General features: G+C 72.9%; 19 protein-coding genes. 16 read left to right on the top strand and 3 right to left on the bottom strand.

Going from position 1 to position 17,603, the window contains the following annotated elements; genetic code table 11:
* The first annotated feature begins 45 nt into the window (after positions 1 to 45).
* Entirely contained in the window at positions 46 to 306 is a 261-nt protein-coding gene (locus KVF89_RS20660; protein WP_257428230.1) for a hypothetical protein, read from the top strand.
* Positions 307 to 375: 69 nt separating this feature from the next.
* Here the strand turns inward: KVF89_RS20660 and KVF89_RS20655 are convergent, their stop codons facing one another.
* Positions 376 to 1,239: a collagen-like protein gene (locus tag KVF89_RS20655; protein WP_257428228.1), complete on the bottom strand. Its 864-nt coding sequence runs from the start codon at positions 1,237 to 1,239 to the stop codon at positions 376 to 378.
* Between the two features lie 98 nt (positions 1,240 to 1,337).
* Complete coding sequence (locus KVF89_RS20650) at positions 1,338 to 1,967, bottom strand: TetR/AcrR family transcriptional regulator (protein ID WP_257428226.1); 630 nt, start codon at positions 1,965 to 1,967, stop codon at positions 1,338 to 1,340.
* 98 nt (positions 1,968 to 2,065) lie between these two features.
* On the opposite strand from KVF89_RS20650, the gene KVF89_RS20645 reads away from it, so the two are divergent.
* Positions 2,066 to 3,331: an MFS transporter gene (locus KVF89_RS20645; RefSeq protein WP_257428224.1), complete on the top strand. Its 1,266-nt coding sequence runs from the start codon at positions 2,066 to 2,068 to the stop codon at positions 3,329 to 3,331.
* Entirely contained in the window at positions 3,328 to 4,053 is a 726-nt protein-coding gene (locus KVF89_RS20640; protein WP_257428223.1) for a hypothetical protein, read from the top strand. The genes KVF89_RS20645 and KVF89_RS20640 overlap by 4 nt, the downstream gene beginning before the upstream one ends.
* Positions 4,054 to 4,091: 38 nt before the next feature.
* Here KVF89_RS20640 and KVF89_RS20635 read toward each other — a convergent pair whose 3' ends face one another.
* A complete protein-coding gene (locus KVF89_RS20635; RefSeq protein ID WP_257428221.1) occupies positions 4,092 to 4,970 on the bottom strand; it encodes a LysR family transcriptional regulator in 879 nt (292 codons plus the stop codon).
* A gap of 127 nt (positions 4,971 to 5,097) precedes the next feature.
* Here KVF89_RS20635 and KVF89_RS20630 point away from each other — a divergent pair, with 127 nt between their 5' ends.
* The 13 genes from KVF89_RS20630 (at position 5,098) to KVF89_RS20570 (ending at position 17,511) form a co-directional block, all read left to right on the top strand.
* Positions 5,098 to 6,462, top strand: coding sequence for an LLM class flavin-dependent oxidoreductase (locus tag KVF89_RS20630; protein WP_257428219.1), 1,365 nt, complete (start codon positions 5,098 to 5,100; stop codon positions 6,460 to 6,462).
* 141 nt (positions 6,463 to 6,603) lie between these two features.
* Positions 6,604 to 8,151, top strand: coding sequence for an ABC transporter substrate-binding protein (locus KVF89_RS20625; protein ID WP_257428217.1), 1,548 nt, complete (start codon positions 6,604 to 6,606; stop codon positions 8,149 to 8,151).
* Complete coding sequence (locus KVF89_RS20620; RefSeq protein WP_257428215.1) at positions 8,148 to 9,209, top strand: ABC transporter permease; 1,062 nt, start codon at positions 8,148 to 8,150, stop codon at positions 9,207 to 9,209. Before KVF89_RS20625 ends, KVF89_RS20620 begins: the two co-directional genes overlap by 4 nt.
* Positions 9,206 to 10,096 carry an ABC transporter permease gene (locus tag KVF89_RS20615; RefSeq protein ID WP_257428214.1) on the top strand — a complete coding sequence of 297 codons (891 nt, stop codon included), beginning with the start codon at positions 9,206 to 9,208 and terminating at the stop codon, positions 10,094 to 10,096. Before KVF89_RS20620 ends, KVF89_RS20615 begins: the two co-directional genes overlap by 4 nt.
* Positions 10,080 to 11,090, top strand: a complete 1,011-nt coding sequence (locus tag KVF89_RS20610) for an ABC transporter ATP-binding protein (protein ID WP_257428212.1) — start codon at positions 10,080 to 10,082, stop codon at positions 11,088 to 11,090. Before KVF89_RS20615 ends, KVF89_RS20610 begins: the two co-directional genes overlap by 17 nt.
* A 61-nt stretch (positions 11,091 to 11,151) precedes the next feature.
* Positions 11,152 to 12,225: an ABC transporter ATP-binding protein gene (locus KVF89_RS20605; RefSeq protein WP_257428211.1), complete on the top strand. Its 1,074-nt coding sequence runs from the start codon at positions 11,152 to 11,154 to the stop codon at positions 12,223 to 12,225.
* The gene (locus tag KVF89_RS20600; protein ID WP_257428210.1) at positions 12,222 to 13,385 is read left to right on the top strand and encodes an LLM class flavin-dependent oxidoreductase; all 1,164 of its coding nucleotides are present in this window, start codon (positions 12,222 to 12,224) and stop codon (positions 13,383 to 13,385) included. The genes KVF89_RS20605 and KVF89_RS20600 overlap by 4 nt, the downstream gene beginning before the upstream one ends.
* A gap of 3 nt (positions 13,386 to 13,388) precedes the next feature.
* Positions 13,389 to 14,555, top strand: coding sequence for a CaiB/BaiF CoA transferase family protein (locus KVF89_RS20595; protein WP_257428209.1), 1,167 nt, complete (start codon positions 13,389 to 13,391; stop codon positions 14,553 to 14,555).
* Positions 14,552 to 15,175 carry an enoyl-CoA hydratase/isomerase family protein gene (locus KVF89_RS20590; protein WP_257428207.1) on the top strand — a complete coding sequence of 208 codons (624 nt, stop codon included), beginning with the start codon at positions 14,552 to 14,554 and terminating at the stop codon, positions 15,173 to 15,175. The genes KVF89_RS20595 and KVF89_RS20590 overlap by 4 nt, the downstream gene beginning before the upstream one ends.
* Positions 15,172 to 15,771 carry a cysteine dioxygenase family protein gene (locus KVF89_RS20585; RefSeq protein WP_257428206.1) on the top strand — a complete coding sequence of 200 codons (600 nt, stop codon included), beginning with the start codon at positions 15,172 to 15,174 and terminating at the stop codon, positions 15,769 to 15,771. Before KVF89_RS20590 ends, KVF89_RS20585 begins: the two co-directional genes overlap by 4 nt.
* Positions 15,768 to 16,496 (top strand): alpha/beta hydrolase, encoded by a 729-nt coding sequence (locus tag KVF89_RS20580; RefSeq protein ID WP_257428204.1) that lies wholly within the window; start codon positions 15,768 to 15,770, stop codon positions 16,494 to 16,496. The genes KVF89_RS20585 and KVF89_RS20580 overlap by 4 nt, the downstream gene beginning before the upstream one ends.
* Positions 16,493 to 16,993 carry an NADPH-dependent FMN reductase gene (locus KVF89_RS20575; protein ID WP_257428202.1) on the top strand — a complete coding sequence of 167 codons (501 nt, stop codon included), beginning with the start codon at positions 16,493 to 16,495 and terminating at the stop codon, positions 16,991 to 16,993. Before KVF89_RS20580 ends, KVF89_RS20575 begins: the two co-directional genes overlap by 4 nt.
* Positions 16,990 to 17,511: a flavin reductase family protein gene (locus KVF89_RS20570; protein WP_257428200.1), complete on the top strand. Its 522-nt coding sequence runs from the start codon at positions 16,990 to 16,992 to the stop codon at positions 17,509 to 17,511. The genes KVF89_RS20575 and KVF89_RS20570 overlap by 4 nt, the downstream gene beginning before the upstream one ends.
* The last annotated feature ends 92 nt before the right edge of the window (positions 17,512 to 17,603 follow it).

Here is a 17,603-nt window from a genome sequence, read left to right as displayed (position 1 = left end):
AGTCTTCATATAGTGATTCTCTCGCGAAGGAGATGGGCAGGGCCTATGGACGAGGGCACCACCGAGACCGTCGCCGCGGCCCTGCTCGGGCCCGGCGACATCGTGACGCTGCCCGGCACCGCCGGCCGCAGCCGGATCCAGGTCGCGCGCGCCGCCGTCCCCGGCGTGGTGTGGCTCTACGTCGTCGACGCGGCCACCGGCGTACGACGCCGGGGCCCTGTCGCACTCCCGCTCCACCGCACGGTCATCCGGCATGCGGCCGGTCCGGTCCCCCGCGGGGCCGCGCAGGGGCCCGAGGACGCCTGAGGGTGCCGAGCCGGCGTCGGCCGGCCGGCACCCTGGATCAGGTGCGCACGGGGCGGGACCTCGCCGGTCTCAGCCGACCAGCTCCACGTCGACCTGCTGGCTGGTGCGGACGGCCCCGAGGAGACTCGACTGCACGAAGACGGTGACGGTGTCGCCCGCCGCGACCTCCACCAGGAAGTCCTGGCTGACGCGCTCGCTGGCGAGGACCGCGTTGCTCAGCGTCCGGCTGGTCTTGCTGCCGGGCACCACCGGGTCGGTCGGCTGGCCGGTGCCCTTGGTGGCGAAGGTGGTGATGGCGACGGACGCGAGGGGCACCTGGACATCGATGCCGTAGCTGATCCGGTAGGTGCCCGCGCGGGTGAACGCGAGTCCGACGGGCCCGAGGAAGGCGGGCCCGGCGCCGAGCTTGGTGAAGGCCATGCCACTGACGTTCTGCGGGCTGTTCACCAGCAGGATCGGGATCGCGATGCTGTTGGGCTCGCTGTAGTCGTAGAGCGTGTAGGCCCCGTTCTCGCCGGGTTCGCCCTGTGCTCCGGCGGGCCCCTGCGGCCCGGCCGGCCCCTGCGGCCCGATCGGTCCGGCCGGCCCCTGCGGCCCGGCCGCACCCGGCGAGCCGGCCTCGCCCGTCGCGCCGTTCGCCCCGGCGGCGCCCGCCCCGCCGGACGGGAGCTCTCCGGCGCGGAAGTCGTGTGCGCGCAGGCTGCCGTCGCGCACCTTGCCGGAGCCGACCGCACCCTGGTCGATCTTCGCGCGGGTGACGGCCTGCCTGTCGATCTTGGAGGTGGTGACGGCGTGGTCGCGCAGCGCGGCGGTGTCGACCGAGTTCCTGCTGGCCACCACCGCGGCGTAGGAGGTGCCGGACACGGCGACGAGGAGCGCGAGGAGTGCGATCACGAGTGCGGCCGGACCGCTGCCCTTGGTGGGGATGCGCATGGGGGATGTCCTCTCGGGGGCGGGGGTAGGGAGGCCATGGGTGGGCCGACGGTCACGTTAGTGGTGACGGTTCGCCGGAGCCGGCGGTTCGTCCAAGATCACCCGTCCGGTCGCCCGGCTCGGGCGGGCGTCGCCGCGACCAGGGGCAGGAAGACGGTGTCGACGATCTCGCGGATGTCCGCGTCCGACAGTGGCGCGAGGTTCATCAGCACGTCGTGACGCAGCAGGTCGAACGGCAGGCTGAGGATGCGCGGGGTCAGCAGCGTGCTGTCGATCTCGCCGCGCTCGGCTCCGCGCCGGATGACCGACTCGATCAGCGTCCACCGGTCGCCCAACAGGCTCTTGCGGAGATCCGCGGGCGTCGTACCGGTCTCCTCGAAGAACGCCGCGAGCTGCGCGGTCATGGCTGCCGCGAACCCGACGAAGGCTGAGTTGAGCTGGCGGAGCAGGTCGATGACGTCGTCGCGGACCGACCCGGTCGCTGGATCGGTGAGCACGAAGCGGCTGCTCGCGCGAGCGATCGCATCGCGGGCGAGGGCGTCCTTGGTGGTCCAGCGGCGGTTGACGACCGGCCGGGAGGTCCGGGCGCGCCGGGCGACCCCGTCGAAGGTCAGGGCGGCGTAGCCGTGCTCGTTGAGCTCGTCCCAAGCGGCGTCGAGGAGGGCTGCCTCGAGCTCCGACCCGCGGCGCCGTCGGTTCGGAGAGGCCTCAGGCCGAGCAAGACTCATGAGCGCATCTTATTCCTTGACAAGATGCGATGCTGCATCTTAATTTCACTGACAGCTCGGGCCCGCAGGTCAGCGATGAGATTTCAGGACGGCTCCCCATGAACGGACGTACCGAGACTTCCTCCGGAGCAGGGCGCCTGCGTCGGGCCCGGACAGCGACCTACGCCCTCTTCGTCAGCCAGGGCTTCGTGTCGATGAGCTGGCTGCCGCACACGCCGAACATCGCCGACCGGGCCGGTCTGACCGACGCCCAGGTGGGTCTCGGCTTCAGCGCGGTCGGTCTGGGGTCGGTGCTCACGATCGCGATCCTGGGCCCGGTGGTCTCGCGGTGGGGCGTGCGCGCCACCTCCGTCCCGGCGGTCGTCCTGCTCGGTGCCGCGGTCGCCGGGATCGGTGCCGCGAGCACCTTCGCCGGCTTCGTCGCCGCTGTCTTCCTCGCCGGCTGCGCGTCAGCTGCGGTCGAGGTCGCGGCCGCCACCTCGGCCAGCTCCTTCGAGCGTGCCGAGGGCCGGCCGCTGATGCCGTCGTTCATCGGCTCGCTCACGGTCGGCATGCTCGTCGGCGGCGTCAGCGGGGGTGTCTCGATCGGTCTCGGCGTACCGACCCTGCCCTATCTCGTCGGGGTGGGAGTCGCCGTCTGGCTGGTCGGTCTGGCCGCGGGTGCACTCCTGCTCGACCTCCGGGCCGAACGTGGCGGTGAGCCGCGAAGGCTGACGGCCATCGCCGTCCCGGTGCTGTCGCGGCGCCTGCTCGGCATCGTCGCGGTGATCTTCCTGATCACCTCGGTCGAGCTCAGCGTCGCCAGCTTCGGGACCCTCCTCATGACCCGCGACCTCGGCACCTCCGACGGTGTCGCCGCCTTCTCGGTCGTGGCCCTCCTGGTCGGCCTCGGGGCCGTGCAGCTGGTCGGCGATCGGCTACGACAGGCCTACAGCGCCGCCGCGCTGGTCCGCACCGGGATCGTCGCCGGCGCGGCCGCCTTCTCGCTGGCCCTGGCGACCCACGAGCCGTGGGCGGTGCTGGTGGGACTCGGCGTGCTCGGCGCCGGTGTGGCGCTCCTCTACCCCTGCGGCATCAGTGCGGCCGCGGCGACCCAGTCGGCTCCCGCCCTCGGGGTGGCGACGGCCCAGACCGCTCGCTACGGCGCTGCCTTCGCCGCACCGCCGGTGGTCGGGCTGGTCTCCGGTCAGATCGGGCTGACCAGCGCGTTCCTGGTCCTCGTCCTGGTCGTCGCGGTGGCGGGCGGGCTGCTGGCCGGAGCCCTGGGCCGGCAACCGGGGCTCGAGCCTCCGCTGGAGACGACCGCTGTGCCCCGGGGCACCCCCGATCTCAAGATCGCAACCAAGGAGAGGACCACACCATGAGCAACGCCGCAGAGCCAGGACGTGCACGACCCGTCACCATCGAGGTGCGGACCATGGGCCGCACGCTCGACGACACGGATGTCGACCGCTGGGAGCTGAAGGCCGCCCGGCGGGCGCTGCGGAACCTGCGGACCATCGCCGCCGGCCAGCCCCTGATGGACCTGCTGGCCGACCAGATCAGCGAGGGGGATCGCTACCACAAGGCGCTCATCGGGGCGTCCGACGGCACCTATCGCGAGTCCAAGGCCGAGATGACGGTCCGCGGGATCACGGGGACCGAGCTCGCGGAGTGGTTCCGCAGCAGGTTCACGACGGGGACCCTTGCCGACAAGATGGCGATGCTGTTCGCCCATCCCGAGCACTACGTGCAGCCGCCCGACTTCGCGAACGGCGGCAATGTGGAGCCGATCGGAGGGCACCTGGCTCGGTTCAAGGCCGACATGGGGCCCGAGCTGCCCGAGGCGGTCGCCGCGTTCCTCGACCCGTCGTACCCGGTCACGCTCGCGAGCGCCGTGCTGATGCTCGCCGACGACACCCCCTTCGCCTACTGCCTGCACCAGGCGCGCGACACGGAGTACGGCTCGGAGGTGGTGGTCCGGGTGCTGTACTCGTCCGCGGCCCCCGACGCGATGATCGAGGGGCACTGCGAGCACCTCGCCGTGGAGTTCCGTAGCTGGATCCGGGACGCCGCCGAGACCGTCACGGCGGGGCGGACCGGATAGGCGGTCCACCAGGTCGACCGGCCCGGCGGGCGGCCGGCTCACCCGGTGCTCGAAGTGTCGGTCGAGCCGGCGGGCGCCGCGAGCAGGGGCGCCAGGGCGCCCGCCGCCAGCCGGACCACGTCGGCAGGAAGCCCGCTGCGGGCGCACACGGAGAGCCGGAGCGGCTCGGGGGTGGGGAGGTCGTCGCGGCGGACCAGTCCCTCGGGGGTCTGGCCGAGGGTGGCCATGAGGGCGACGCCGAGCCCGGCGCCGACGGCGGCCTGGACGCCGGCGAGCTGGATCGCCTCGGCGCCGATGACCGCCGGTACGGCGTGCGCCGCGAGGGTCTCCAGGGCCCGGCTGCGCAGGCTGCAGGGGCTGTCGAAGGCGACGACCGACACCGGTTCCGGGGCGTGGGGCGGCGACCACGTGGGGGAGGAGTACCAGGCGAGGTCGAGCTCGCCGACGGGTACGGCGTCCGGGTCGTCGGCGTTGAGCACGAGGGCCAGGTCGATGGATCCCGCCAGGAGTCCCTCGCGCAGCCGGTTGCCGCGGTCGATGCGGAACCGGAACCGGTAGCCGGGGTCCGCCTGCTCGAGGGCGGCCGCGAGCGAGGGCAGCAGCTGGGCCGCGGCGTGCTCGGTGGAGCCGATGGTGACCTGGGCGACCTGCTCGACCGCGAAGCTGCGCAGGGTGTCGTCGTGCGCCGCCAGGATCTGCCGGGCGTGCTGCACCAGCCGCTCGCCGCCGGAGGTGAACCGGGACCCCCGCCCGTGCTTCTCGACCAGCTTGGTGCCGACCACGCCCTCGAGGCGTCGTACGTGCTGGCTCACCGCGCCCTGGCTGAGGTGGAGATGGGTCGCCGCGCGCTGGAAACCGCCGCAGTCCGCGACGGCGACCAGGCTGCGCAGCGGGGCAATGTCCAGAATCTTGCTCATAAAACAAGAGTAACCGACACCGATCACGCCCCGTGATCGGTTCGGATCACGAACCCGCGTTGGACCGCCCTCCTTAATCCGAGTAACTTGGTAGACAAACAACGGGACGAGGCGGGAGTGGGGTCGGATGGCGACGAAGCGGCAGATCCACCTGGGTGCGGTGCCCTACGGCACCGGCGGTCCGGGGAGCCACACGCTGTGGCTGGACCCGGACATCCCGGGCGACGCGAGCGTCAGCCTCGACTGGTACACCGAGATCGCGCAGCTCGCCGAGCGCGGCCGCTTCGACCTGCTGTTCGTCGTGGACAGCCAGTTCATCACCCCGCACTCGCCGCCCCACTACCTCAACCGGCTCGAGCCGCTGACCCTGCTCAGCGCGCTCGCCGGGCGCACCACCCACCTCGGTCTGGTCGGCACCGCGACGACGAGCTTCAACAGCCCCTTCAACCTGGTCCGGCGGCTCGGCTCCCTCGACCTGATCAGCGGCGGCCGGGCGGGGTGGAACGTGGTCACGACCGGCGATGCCGGCACGGCAGCCAACTACGGGCTGGACGAGCACTACGACTACGACACCCGCTACGGCCGGGCGCAGGAGTTCGTCGAGCTCGCGCGAGCGCTGTGGGACTCCTACGAGGACGACGCCTTCGTCCGTGACCGGGAGACCGGCGTCTTCCTCGACCGCGCCAAGCAGCACGTGCTCGACCACGAGGGCAGCTACTTCCGGGTCCGCGGCCCGCTCAACCTGGTGCGCTCGGCCCAGGGGCACCCGGTCGTCTTCCAGGCCGGCGACTCCGACCAGGGCCGCGACCTCGGTGCCCGAGTGGGCGAGGGCATCTTCACCCACGCACCCGACATCCCCACGGGCCAGGCGTTCTACGACGACATCAAGGGCCGCGCGCGGACCAGGTTCGGCCGCGACCCCGAGCACCTCAAGATCCTGCCCGGCATCAAGGTCGTCGTCGGCGACACCGACGAGGAGGCCCGCGAGATCGAGGCCGCCGACAACGACCGCGACCACACCTTCGCCGCTGCCCTGGCGGAGTTCGGCCGCCCCTTCGGCTGGCACGACTTCACCCGGTACGACCTCGACGCGCCCTTCCCGGTCGAGACCCTGGAGCACGGCCGGCGCTCGTTCTTCACCCAGGCCAAGGCGGTCACCGAGCGAGCGGTCGAGAACGGCTGGACGCTGCGCCAGACCGTCGAAGCCACCCGGCACTTCCGCAAGAGCGAGTTCGTCGGCTCGCCGGCGACCGTCGCCGACAAGCTCGTCGAGTGGTGGGAGGCGCGCGCCTGCGACGGCTTCAACGTCGGCGTCGACCACCCGGCGAACTTCCGCCGGTTCGTCGACGAGGTCGTGCCGATCCTCACCGAGCGCGGCGTCTTCCGCGCCGCGTACGACGCCACGACCCTGCGCGGGCATCTCGGGCTGCCCGTCCCGGTCAACCGCCACACCGCGGCGCGCGCCACCGCTGCCGCTACCGCGCCCGTCTAGACCCCGGGCGCCCGGTCGCACTCGCCGGGCGCCCGGCCACCTGACCCGAGACACCCCGAGACACCCCGAGACACCCCGAGACACCCCGAGACACCCCGAGACACCCCGAGACACCCCGAGACACCCCGAAAGCAGACACCGATGCCTCTCCGTACCCGCAAGCCCGCCGTGAAGCTCGACCGCCGGACCCTTCTCGGCGCCAGCCTCGGCGCCGGGCTGATCCTGGCGCTCGAGGCCTGCGGCGGCACCTCGGCGGGCAGCAGCGGCGGCGCCGGCGGCACCCTCACCTGGGCGTGGCAGCTGCCGACGACCTGGGACCCGGTCACCTCCTCCGCCGGGTCCGACGTGCAGATGCTCGCGCTGGTCTACGACCCCATCACCGCGCTCGACCAGGAAGGCAACGCGATCCCGTGGCTCGCCGAGTCGTGGGCCTACGACGCGTCGGGCACGAAGGTCACCTTCACCCTGCGCGCGGGCCTGACCTTCAGCGACGGAAGCCCGCTCGACGCCACTGCCGTCGCGAAGTCGATCGAGCGCGGCCGCAGCCAGCAGGGCTCGCTCATCGCCCCGCAGATGAAGACGATCAAGAAGGTCAGCGCGTCCGGCGACCGGGACGTCGTACTGGAGCTGAGCGAGGTCGACTACCAGTACCCGCTGCTGTTCGCCGGCAAGACCGGCATGGTCGTGAACCCGGCGGTCTTCGAGAAGGACGCCGCGTCCCTGGCCACCCAGCCCGCGGGCTCGGGTCCGTTCGAGGTCACGACGTACGTCCAGAACGACCACGCCTCGATGAAGAAGAACCCGAACTTCCTCGCCGCGGACGAGATCAAGGTGTCCGCCTTCGACCTCTACCCCCAGGCCGACCCGGCCACGGTCGTCGCCGCGGTCCAGTCGGGGCAGTACAACGTCGCCCGCCTCGGTGGCGCGCAGGTGCAGCAGGCCAAGGACGCCGGTCTGGACGTGCAGGTCCTCGACTCGATGTTCGTCTACTGCCTCGACGTGCACACCGGCATGAAGCCGTTCGACGACCCCGCCGTCGTCGAGGCGCTGAAGTTCGCCATCGACCGGGAGAAGATAAAGGAGGTCGCCAACTTCGGCATCGGCGACGTCAACTACCAGCCCTTCCCGCCGGGATACGTCGGCTACAACCCGGACCTGGGCGAGGTCTATGCCTACGACCCCGACAAGGCGCGGCAGCTGCTGGCCGACGCCGGCTACACCGCCCCGGTGCCGGCCGTGTTCACCAGCTCCGGGATCGCCCAGGCCGCCGTGGAGCTGATCCAGGCGCAGCTCAAGGAGGTCGGGATCGAGGCGACGATCGACACGATCCCCCAGACCCAGCACACCCAGCTGGTCTACATCGAGCACTCCAAGGCCCTGGCGTACGACGGCTTCGCGGGCCGCGAGTCGCCGGTGCAGGCCTTCCAGGTGCTCTTCGGCGCCGAGGGCCTGATGAACCCGAACCGGACCACCAGCCCCGAGCTCGAGGCGCAGCTGAAGAAGGTCAAGGAGACCCCGACCGACGACCCGGCGTACCCCTCCCTCCTCCAGGAGGCGACCCGGATCGCGGTGACCACGTTCCCCAACGTCTTCCTCTACCTCGCGCCGTCGATCGTCGCGCGCAAGGGCGTCTCCGATCTGCCGAAGTCCCCGAGCCTGCGCCGCTTCGAGGGGGTGACCACGTCGTGACGCTGGTCGCCTCCGCACCCGCTCCTCCGGCGGCGCCCGCGGCACTCGCCCCCGACGGAGCGGGCGCGGCGGTGCGTCGTACTCTTCCCGCGCTGAGGTCGTTCGCGAGCGTCGCGGCGGTGACCGTCACGGTGCTCCTCCTCGCCTCGGTCGTCACCTTCGCGCTCGGAGCGCTCAGCGACAGCAACCCGGCGGCCGCGGCGCTGGGGGAGACCGCGACGCCTGCGGACATCGCCCGGCTCGACCACGAGTTCGGACTCGACCGCCCGCTGCCGCAGCAGTACCTCAGCTGGGTCGGCAACGCCCTCACCGGTGACCTCGGCCGGTCCTGGTTCACCACGATCCCCGTCGCCGACAGCATCCGCACGGCACTCCCGGTCGACCTCTCGATCGCGTCCCTCGCGCTGGTGCTGGCGATCCTGATCGGTGGCGGCGCCGGGATCGGCGCGGCGCTCAGCAACGGCGGGGTCGTCGACCGTGCCGTGACCTTGGTCTGCTCCCTGCTCGGCACGCTGCCGCCGTTCGTGATCGGGATGGCGCTCATCGTCGTGTTCGCGGTGAAGCTCCAGCTGCTGCCGGCCGGCGGGTACGTGCCGATCCAGGCGGATCCGCTGGAGTGGCTGCGCTTCGCCATCCTGCCCGCCCTCGCGCTGAGCCTCGACGTGGCGGCCTCGATCGCCCGCCAGCTGCGGACCTCCCTGGTCGGCGAGCTGCATGAGAACTACGCCGTCGGCGCCGAGATGCGCGGCTTCGGGCGCCGCCGCGTGCTCTTCGGGCATGTGCTCCGCAACGCCGCGGGACCGACACTCGCGGTCATCGGCCTCGCGATCCCGCTCATCATCGGCGGCGCCGTGATGACCGAGAAGCTGTTCGGCCTGCCGGGCGTGGCCCAGCTGTCGCTGCAGGCGGCCGAGAAGGGCGACGTGCCCGTCGTCCTGGGCACCCTGCTGGTCACGGCCGTGGTCGTCGTCATCGCGAGTCTCGTGGTCAACCTGCTGCAGGTGCTGCTCAACCCGGTCGCCCGGCGTGGCAGCGGCGCGACGGGAGCCGCGCGATGAGCACCCTCGTGGCTCTCTGGCGCATCCCCAGCGCGCGGTTCGCGCTGCTGGTCCTGGCCGCCGTCGCCCTCCTCGCCGTGTTCGGCGGTGCGCTCGCCCCGCACGACCCGCTGAAGCAGTACACCGACGACGTGCTGCAGGGCCCGAGCGGAGCACACCTGCTCGGCACCGACTACGTCGGCCGTGACGTGCTGAGCCGGCTGATGGAGGGCACCCGCCTGTCCGTGCTCGGCGCGGTCGAGGCGGTGCTGATCGGCGGCCTGCTCGGCGTACCCTCCGGCCTGGTGTCGGCCTGGCTCGGCCCGCGGCTGGAGTGGATCACCCTGCGGATCAGCGACACGCTCGTCGTCTTGCCGTTCACCGTCTTCGCCATCGCCGTCGCCGGCACGCTCGGCAACGGGCTGCAGCAGGCCATGATCGCGATCGGGATCCTGATCAGCCCGATCTTCTATCGCGTCACCCGGGCCGCCGCGCTCGGCCTGCGCAAGGTGCAGTACGTCGAGGCGGCCGAGCTGATGGGCGCCACCGAGTGGTGGACGCTGCGCCGGCACATCTGGAACAAGGTGCTGCCGAACGTCGCCGTCACCGCCGCCCATGCGACCGGCGCCGCCCTGCTCGTGGTGGCCTCCCTTGCCTTCCTCGGCCTCGGTGTCACGCCGCCCGCGCCCACCTGGGGCGGCATGCTCTCCTCCGATCTCGGCTACCTCGCGCAGCAGCCGTGGGCGCCGATCTTCCCGGCCCTGCTGATGATGGCGACGGTCGGCTCCCTCAACCTCCTCGCCGACGCCGTCCGTGAGGCCACCGGCGCGACGACGGCGCCGCGCCGGCGTACCCGCCCCACTCCGTCCGCCTCCCGAGAGGAGCAGCGCGATGTCGTCACTTCGTGAAGAGCCCAGCACGCTGGAGGTGAGCGACCTCCAGATCTCCGTGGCCGACGGGCTGGTCGCCGTCCAGGATGTGTCCTTCCAGATCCGCCGGGGTGAGTCCGTCGGCCTGGTCGGCGAGTCCGGCAGTGGCAAGACGCTGACCTGCCGGGCCGCGCTGGGCCTGCTGCCCGCCGGCGGACGGGTCGACGCCGGCCGGATCGTCCTCGGCGACGGACCCGAGGCCGTCGAGCTGACCGGGGCGCGCCGGTCCACCTGGGACGGCGTCCGCGCGAGCCGGATCGGTGCGGTGTTCCAGGACCCGGCGTCGTACCTCAACCCGTCGCTCACGGTCGGCCACCAGCTCGCCGAGCAGCTGCGGGTCAAGCGCGGCCTGCGCCGTCGTGAGGCCCACGCCCGCACCGTCGAGCTGTTCGCCGAGGTCGGCCTGCACGACCCGGCCGGCGTCTTCCACCAGTACCCGCACCAGCTCTCCGGCGGCATGCTCCAGCGGGTCCTCATCGCCATCGCGATCTCGTGTGAGCCCGAGCTGCTCATCGCCGACGAGGCCACCACCGCGCTCGACGTCGTCATCCAGGCCGAGATCCTCGCCCTGTTGCGGGGTCTGCGGGCGACCCACGGCCTCTCCCTGCTCCTGGTGACCCACGACCTCGCCGTCGTCGCCGAGAGCTGCGAGCGGATCCTGGTGATGTACGGCGGCCAGATCGTCGAGAGCGGCCCCACCGACCAGGTCCTCGGCGACCCGCAACACCCCTACACCCGCGCACTCATGGGCGTCGCGACCATCGGCGACTGGGGACGCCGCCGGCTCGACGTGATCCCCGGCCAGCCACCCGCCGCGGGCGAGCGCCTGCCGGGCTGCCGCTTCGCGCCACGCTGCGGGTACGCCGAGGCCGCGTGCCTGACCGGGCCGGTGCCGGTGACCGATCTCGGGGCGGGCCGCACCTCCCGCTGTGTCCGGACGTCCGCATCCCTCGCAGAGGCGGTGCCGGCATGAACACCCCACGCTGTTCTTCTCCTCCGCTTCGCTCCCCCGAACAACACCGCGGGGACCCCGTATGAGCACCACGCACCTTCGCCTCCCGGAGCAGGCCGAGGCCGTCCCGACCCCGGCGCCGCTGCTGCGGGTCCGCGGCCTCTCGGTCTCCTATGCGCCGCCCCGCAAGGGCACCCACCTCGGCACCGGGGCCGCCCTCCGCGACGCCGAGCTCGAGGTCCGCCCAGGCGAGATCGTCGGCATCGTCGGCGAGACCGGGTCCGGCAAGACCACGCTCGCCCGGGCCACCGTCGGCCTGGTCGCACCGGCCGCCGGCACCATTGAGTTCGCCGGCGACGACATCGGCCGGCTGCGCGGCCGGGCCCGCCGTGCCTTCCGCCGCTCCGGCCAGGTCCAGCTCGTCTTCCAGGACCCGCTGCGCTCGCTCGACCCCGACCTGACCGTCGCGGAGCTGGTCCGCGAGCCGCTCGACATCGCCGGCCTCCTGTCCCGGTCCGAGCGGCAGCAGCGGGTGGCCGCGTCGCTCGACCTCGTCGGCCTCGACCCCGAGGCGGTCGGGCACCGCCGGCCGCGCGAGCTGTCCGGCGGCCAGCGCCAGCGGGTCTCCCTCGCCCGCGCCATCGCCACCCGGCCGCGGCTGCTGTTCTGCGACGAGCCGGTCTCCGCGCTGGACGTCTCGAACCGCAACCTGGTGCTCAACCTGCTCGACCGACTCCGGGTCGAGCTCGACCTGGCCGTCGTGATCATCGCCCACGACCTCAGCTCGCTGGCCGGGATCGCCGACCGGGTCGCGGTGTTCTACCGCGGCCGGATCGTCGAGCAGGGCCGGATCCGCGCCGTGCTGGAGGAACCGGCCCACCCCTACACGGCGCTGCTCACGGCCTCCGCCCCGAGCGTCGCCCAGGAGGATCGGCTGCGTCCCGACCAGCTCCGGCCCGCCGCCGGCACCCCGGCCTGGCCGGCCGACCTCGGCTGCGTCTTCGCCCATCGCTGCCCGGTCGCGCACGACGCCTGCGCCGAGCAGCCGGCCCCGGCCGTCGTACCGCAGGCGCCGGGCCGGCTGGTCGCCTGCCACGACGCCGTCGACTGGCGCGAGCGCCTCGACCATTCCCACCCGCAGAAGGAGTCAGCATGACCCACGCATCCCCGTCCCCGTACGACGACGTCGAGATCCTCGGCATGATCGGCACCGCCGACGCCTCCGAGATCCGGCCCGGCAACGCCGCCGTCGTCGACCCCGACTACACCGCCCGGTTCGCCCGCGCCCACGAGGAGGGCGGCTTCGACCGGGTCCTGATCGGCTACGGCTCGGGCTGGGCCGAGGGCACCCAGGTCGCGGCGTACGCCGCCGCGCACACCGAGCGCCTGGGCCTCCTCGTCGCGCACCGCCCCGGCGTCGTGCACCCGACCCTGGCGGCGCGGACGTTCACCACCCTCGACCAGTTCAGCTCGGGCAGGGTGGCGCTCAACATCGTCACCGGCAGCACCGATGCCGAGCAGCGTCGCGAGGGCGACTACCTGCCGCACGACGAGCGCTACGACCGCACGGACGAGTACCTCCAGATCCTGCGCACCGCGTGGGACACGAAGGGCCCGCGCGACTTCGAGGGCCGCTACTACCGCTTCGAGGGCGCCACCCCGCAGGTCTTCCCCCACCAGGACCGGCACCTGGAGCTGTTCTTCGGCGGCAGCTCGCCGGCGGCGTACGTCGTCGGCGCGAAGCACGCGGACACCTACATGCTCTGGGGCGAGCCGCTGGCGGAGACCGGCGAGCAGATCGCCACCGTCGCCACCCGCGCGGCGGAGGCCGGCCGCGCGCGGCGGCCGCGGATCTCGGTGTCCTTCCGCCCGATCCTCGGCGCGACCGACGAGGCCGCGTGGGAGCGCGCGCACGGCATCCTCGACACCATCAACGGCGCCGTCGGCGCGCAGTTCAAGCAGAAGGTCGGCCAGATCCACCCGCAGGGCCGGGGGCCCGAGAACGCCGGATCGCAGCGGCTGCTGGCAATCGCGGAGAAGGGCGAGCTGCACGACCGCTGCCTGTGGACCCCCACCACGAAGGCGGTCGGTGGCGGCGGCAACTCCACCGCGCTGGTCGGCTCGCCCGAGACGGTCGCCGCGGCGATCCTCGACTACGTCGAGATCGGCGTCGACACCGTGCTCATCCGTGGCTACGACCCGCTCCAGGACGCGATCGACTACGGCCGCGACCTGCTGCCGCTGGTGCGCCAGGAGCTGGCGCACCGGGCCGCGACCCGGCCCACGGACGCCGTCACGGAGCAGGCGGCCGTCTGATCCATGAGGCCATTGGAAGGAGTGCGGGTCGTCGAGCTCGCGCACGTCGCCGCCGGGCCGTTCGCGGGCATGCTGCTCGCGGACCTCGGGGCCGACGTGGTCAAGGTGGAGCCGCCGAGCGGTGACCAGATGCGGGCCTGGCCGCCGTTCGCCACGGAAGATGACGGGAGGGGCGGCAGCGAGCGGTTCAGCCACAACTTCGCCTCGGTCAACCGCAACAAGCGATCCGTCGTCGCCGACCTCAAGGATCCCGCCGACCTGGCGCGGGTCCGGGACCTGGTCGCGGCGGCCGACGTGGTCGTCGAGAACTACCGCCCGGGTGTGCTCGACCGCCTCGGCCTCGGGTACGACGAGGTCCGGGTCGGGCATCCCGGACTCGTCTACTGCTCGATCTCGGGCTACGGCCTGACCAGCCCGTACGTCAACGACGGTGCCTATGACGTCGTCATCCAGGGGATGTCGGGACTGATGAGCGTGACCGGCGAGCCCGACGGCGGACCGGTGAAGGCGGGCGTGCCCGTCGGCGACTTCACCGCGGGGCTGTACGCCGCGTACACGATCGCCGCCCTGCTGCCCCAGGTCCGCTCGAGTGGGACGTCGGTGCGGGTGGACTGCCCGATGCTCGACTGCCTGCTCGGCGTCTCGGCGCTGCAGACCAGCGAGTACTGGGGATCCGGTGCCGAGCCGCGCCGGCTCGGCACCGCGCACCCGCGCAACGCCCCCTACCAGGGCTTCGCCGCGGCCGACGCCGACTTCACCGTCGCCGCCGGCAACGACCGGCTCTGGGCCGCGGTCGCCGAGGTGGTCGGCCTGCCCGACCTGGTCGACGACCCGCGGTTCCGCACGCAGGTCGACCGGGTGGCCCACCAGCGTGAGCTCGAGGGGCTGCTCCAGGCCCGGTTCGCCGAGGAGAAGCGCGAGCACTGGCTGGCCGAGCTGCGCGCCCGCGGCGTGCCCTGCGGCCCGGTCAATGCCTTCGGCGAGATCCTCGCCGACCCGCACGTCGAGGCCACCGGCCTCGTGGGCACCGTCGACGTCCCCGTCGCGGGGCCGACGCCGACAGTGGTCTTCCCGGTCCGGGTCGAGGGCCTCGCGCCCCGGCTGGACCGGGGCGCACCCCGCCTGGGCGCCGACGTCGAGGTGTACGACGAGTGGGCGGCCCGCCGATGAATCACCCCACGAGCCTCCGGCTCGACCGCGGTGACATCTGGACGGTCACCCTGGACCGCCCGGAGCGGGCCAACGCCCTCTCGGCCGACCTGGTCGAGGCCCTGCACGACGTCCTCGACGAGGCCGCGGCGGCGCGGCCCGAGGCCTTGGTGCTGCGCGGCAACGACCGGCACTTCGCGGCCGGCTTCGACCTCGGCGGGCTCGCCGCCGAGACGGACGCGACCCTGGCCCTCCGGTTCCTGCGCATCGGGCTGCTGCTCGAGCGGCTGATCGCCGCGCCGTACCGCACGGTCGCCGTCGCGAACGGCGTGGCCGTCGGCGCGGGTGCCGATCTGGTGCTCGCCTGCGACCACCGGTTGGTGGACCCCGCGGTCACCCTGCGCTTCCCCGGCGCCGCGTTCGGCGTCGCCCTCGGCACCGTGCGCCGGGCCGAGCTCGGCGCCGGCTTCGTGACCGGCGTCCCAGGAGCGCTGGCCGAGGCGCTCGCCGCGGAGTCCCCGCCCCGGCTGCCCCACGACACCGATGCCGAGCTCGCGGCGCTGGCCCGCTCGGTCGCCGTACCCGGTCTGCGTGACCGGATCGCGGCCTACACCGCCGCCCTGACGAAGGAGAGCGCATGACCCAGCAGCAGATCGTCCCCGTCGACACCGACGTTCCCGAGCTGGCGGACTTCGCCCGGCGGGTCGCCCGGCTGATCGCCCAGGACCTCGACGAGCGGACGCTCACCGCCGCGGTGCGCGACGACCTGGCGGTGACGCTCGCCGCCGGCTTCGCGCTGCCGTCCGAGAAGACCGTGCCGGACCCCGAGCGCTACGTGATGTATCCGCTGCACGTCGCCTCCGACGGCTCGTTCTCGATCGCCAGCGCGGTGTGGAACGTCGGGCAGGGCACGCCCGTGCACGGCCACGAGACGTGGGGCGTGGTCGGCATCCACAGCGGCACCGAGGTGGAGACCCGGTTCGCGAAGCCCTCCGCGCCCGGCGTACCGCTGGTCGAGGAGGGCACCGACGAGTGGACCGCCGGGCAGGTGACCGTCTGCTGCACGACCGACGACGACGTGCACCAGGTCCGCTGCGGCGGCGACGAGCCGGTCGTCGGCATCCACGTCTACGGCGCCGACATCGGCACCCTGCCGCGTCGTTCCTATGACCCCGACACCGGGGCCGTGCACTGGTTCACGTCCACGTGGGCCCACCCGAGAGGAGAGCACCGATGACCGTGACTGCCTGGGACGAGCCCGTCGGCGGTACGCCGCGCGGGACGCTGGTGGTGCTGCCGGGACGCGGTGAGACCGCAGCGTCCTACGAGCGGTTCGGGCGGAGACTCTCCGCCGACGCCTGGCGGGTGCGGCTGGTGGGCGTCGACCTCGACGACCTCGACGCGACGCGGGAGCGCATCGAGAAGGTCCTCGCCGACGAGGCGCTGCCGGCGCCGACGGTGCTGGTCGGCACTGACGCGGGCGCGACCCTGGCCGCGCTGCTCGCGCCGACCCTTCCCGTGGACGGCGTCGTGGTCGCCGGCCTGGCCCTGCCGCGCTCCGGAGGTGCCCGGTCGTGGGGCTCCTGGGAGGAGGAGGTCGATGCCCGCACCGCGTGCCCCGTGCACCGGCGGGTGATCGCCGAGGACGACGGCTTCGGCCGAGGAGGGCTCGACCGGCCGCTGCCGTGGGGCTCGGTCCGCGTGGTCGCCCCCGGCAAGCCGGTCCTGGTCCTGCACGGCGCCGACGACGCGGTCACCCCGGTCGCCGACGTGCTCGCGGCGTACGACGCCCAGCCGGACGCGGTGATCCGTCTCGTCGACGGCGGCCGGCACGACATCCTCAACGACGCCTCGCACCGTGCCGTCGCCGCCACGATCGTGCTCTTCCTGGAGTCCCTGCGGCTGGGGCCGGACCTGCCGGACGTGGTGCGTGCTCCCGAGCGAAACGTGGCGGTCCGATGACCGTCGCCGTCGTCGTCGGCAACCCCAAGCCCGCCAGCCGCACCCTCGCCTCCGCGCTGTACGTCGCGCGGGAGCTCGCCGGCGAGCCCGACCTCGTCGTCGACCTCGCCACCGTCGGTCCGGCGCTCCTCGACTGGTCGGACCCCGGCGTCGCCGACCTGGTCACCCAGGTGGGTGCCGCGGACCTCGTCGTGGTGGCGAGCCCGACCTACAAGTCGGCGTACACGGGGCTGCTGAAGCTGTTCCTCGACCGCTTCGCCGCCGGCACCGGCCTCAACGGCCTGGCCGTGCCGCTCATGCTCGGCGGCGGGCCGGCACATGCGCTCGCGCCGGAGTACACGCTGCGCCCGATCCTCGCCGAGCTCGGCGCGACCGTGCCCGGCCGGGCGCTGTACGTCCTCGACAGCGCGCACGACGCCGACGCGTCGTACCGGCCCTGGCTCGACGCGGTCCGCCCGTTCGTGACCGCCCACCTGGAAAGCAGGACCACCGTATGACGACGCTCGCCGGCAGCTTCGCGACCAACCAGGACCTCGACGCGGACCTGCTGCGCCAGGCGTTCGGCTTCTTCCCCAGCGGGGTGGTCGCCGTCGCAGCCGAGATCGACGGCCGACCGATCGGGCTCGCGGCGAGCTCGTTCACCTCGGTGAGCATCGATCCGCCGCTGGTCTCGGTCAACATCGCCGTCTCGTCCAAGACCTGGCCCGACCTCAAGCGCGCCCCGCACCTGGGCGTCACCATCCTCGCCGACCACCACGCGTCCGTCTGCCGCCAGCTCGCCGGTCCCGTCGAGACCCGTTTCGCCGGCGTCGCCCACAGCGTCACCGACGACGGCGCACTGCTCCTCGACGACGGCCTGGCGCGCTTCGACTGCACCGTCTACCGCGAGGTCGAGGCCGGCGACCACGTCCTCGTCCTGCTCGAGCTGCACGCCGTCGACCACGTCGAGCAGGGCGCCGCCCTCGCGCCGCTCGTCTTCCACCGCAGCGGGTTCAGCCGGCTCCGGCGCGGCTGATCCGGTCGAGACGTGCAGTTGCCTGTATCCTTGAACGCGCGAGGGGGCATTACCCCCCGAGAAGTGGGCCCGATACCCGGCCGGACGACCGT

The sequence above is a fragment of the Nocardioides carbamazepini genome (assembly GCF_024614185.1).
GTDB lineage: Bacteria > Actinomycetota > Actinomycetes > Propionibacteriales > Nocardioidaceae > Nocardioides > Nocardioides carbamazepini.
The sequence above is the reverse complement of the archived record's forward strand: the minus strand, read 5'-3'. Positions and strand labels throughout refer to the sequence as shown.

What these genes read in the sequence shown, in the direction of transcription:
- KVF89_RS20630 (WP_257428219.1), top strand. Translation starts at nt 5,098, where the DNA reads ATGGCGACGAAGCGGCAGATCCACCTGGGTGCGGTGCCCTACGGCACC.
- KVF89_RS20625 (WP_257428217.1), top strand. Translation starts at nt 6,604, where the DNA reads ATGCCTCTCCGTACCCGCAAGCCCGCCGTGAAGCTCGACCGCCGGACC.
- KVF89_RS20585 (WP_257428206.1), top strand. Translation starts at nt 15,172, where the DNA reads ATGACCCAGCAGCAGATCGTCCCCGTCGACACCGACGTTCCCGAGCTG.
- KVF89_RS20610 (WP_257428212.1), top strand. Translation starts at nt 10,080, where the DNA reads ATGTCGTCACTTCGTGAAGAGCCCAGCACGCTGGAGGTGAGCGACCTC.
- KVF89_RS20650 (WP_257428226.1), bottom strand. Translation starts at nt 1,967, where the DNA reads ATGAGTCTTGCTCGGCCTGAGGCCTCTCCGAACCGACGGCGCCGCGGG.
- KVF89_RS20660 (WP_257428230.1), top strand. Translation starts at nt 46, where the DNA reads ATGGACGAGGGCACCACCGAGACCGTCGCCGCGGCCCTGCTCGGGCCC.
- KVF89_RS20580 (WP_257428204.1), top strand. Translation starts at nt 15,768, where the DNA reads ATGACCGTGACTGCCTGGGACGAGCCCGTCGGCGGTACGCCGCGCGGG.
- KVF89_RS20605 (WP_257428211.1), top strand. Translation starts at nt 11,152, where the DNA reads ATGAGCACCACGCACCTTCGCCTCCCGGAGCAGGCCGAGGCCGTCCCG.
- KVF89_RS20655 (WP_257428228.1), bottom strand. Translation starts at nt 1,239, where the DNA reads ATGCGCATCCCCACCAAGGGCAGCGGTCCGGCCGCACTCGTGATCGCA.
- KVF89_RS20645 (WP_257428224.1), top strand. Translation starts at nt 2,066, where the DNA reads ATGAACGGACGTACCGAGACTTCCTCCGGAGCAGGGCGCCTGCGTCGG.
- KVF89_RS20635 (WP_257428221.1), bottom strand. Translation starts at nt 4,970, where the DNA reads ATGAGCAAGATTCTGGACATTGCCCCGCTGCGCAGCCTGGTCGCCGTC.
- KVF89_RS20590 (WP_257428207.1), top strand. Translation starts at nt 14,552, where the DNA reads ATGAATCACCCCACGAGCCTCCGGCTCGACCGCGGTGACATCTGGACG.
- KVF89_RS20575 (WP_257428202.1), top strand. Translation starts at nt 16,493, where the DNA reads ATGACCGTCGCCGTCGTCGTCGGCAACCCCAAGCCCGCCAGCCGCACC.
- KVF89_RS20640 (WP_257428223.1), top strand. Translation starts at nt 3,328, where the DNA reads ATGAGCAACGCCGCAGAGCCAGGACGTGCACGACCCGTCACCATCGAG.
- KVF89_RS20615 (WP_257428214.1), top strand. Translation starts at nt 9,206, where the DNA reads ATGAGCACCCTCGTGGCTCTCTGGCGCATCCCCAGCGCGCGGTTCGCG.
- KVF89_RS20570 (WP_257428200.1), top strand. Translation starts at nt 16,990, where the DNA reads ATGACGACGCTCGCCGGCAGCTTCGCGACCAACCAGGACCTCGACGCG.
- KVF89_RS20600 (WP_257428210.1), top strand. Translation starts at nt 12,222, where the DNA reads ATGACCCACGCATCCCCGTCCCCGTACGACGACGTCGAGATCCTCGGC.
- KVF89_RS20595 (WP_257428209.1), top strand. Translation starts at nt 13,389, where the DNA reads ATGAGGCCATTGGAAGGAGTGCGGGTCGTCGAGCTCGCGCACGTCGCC.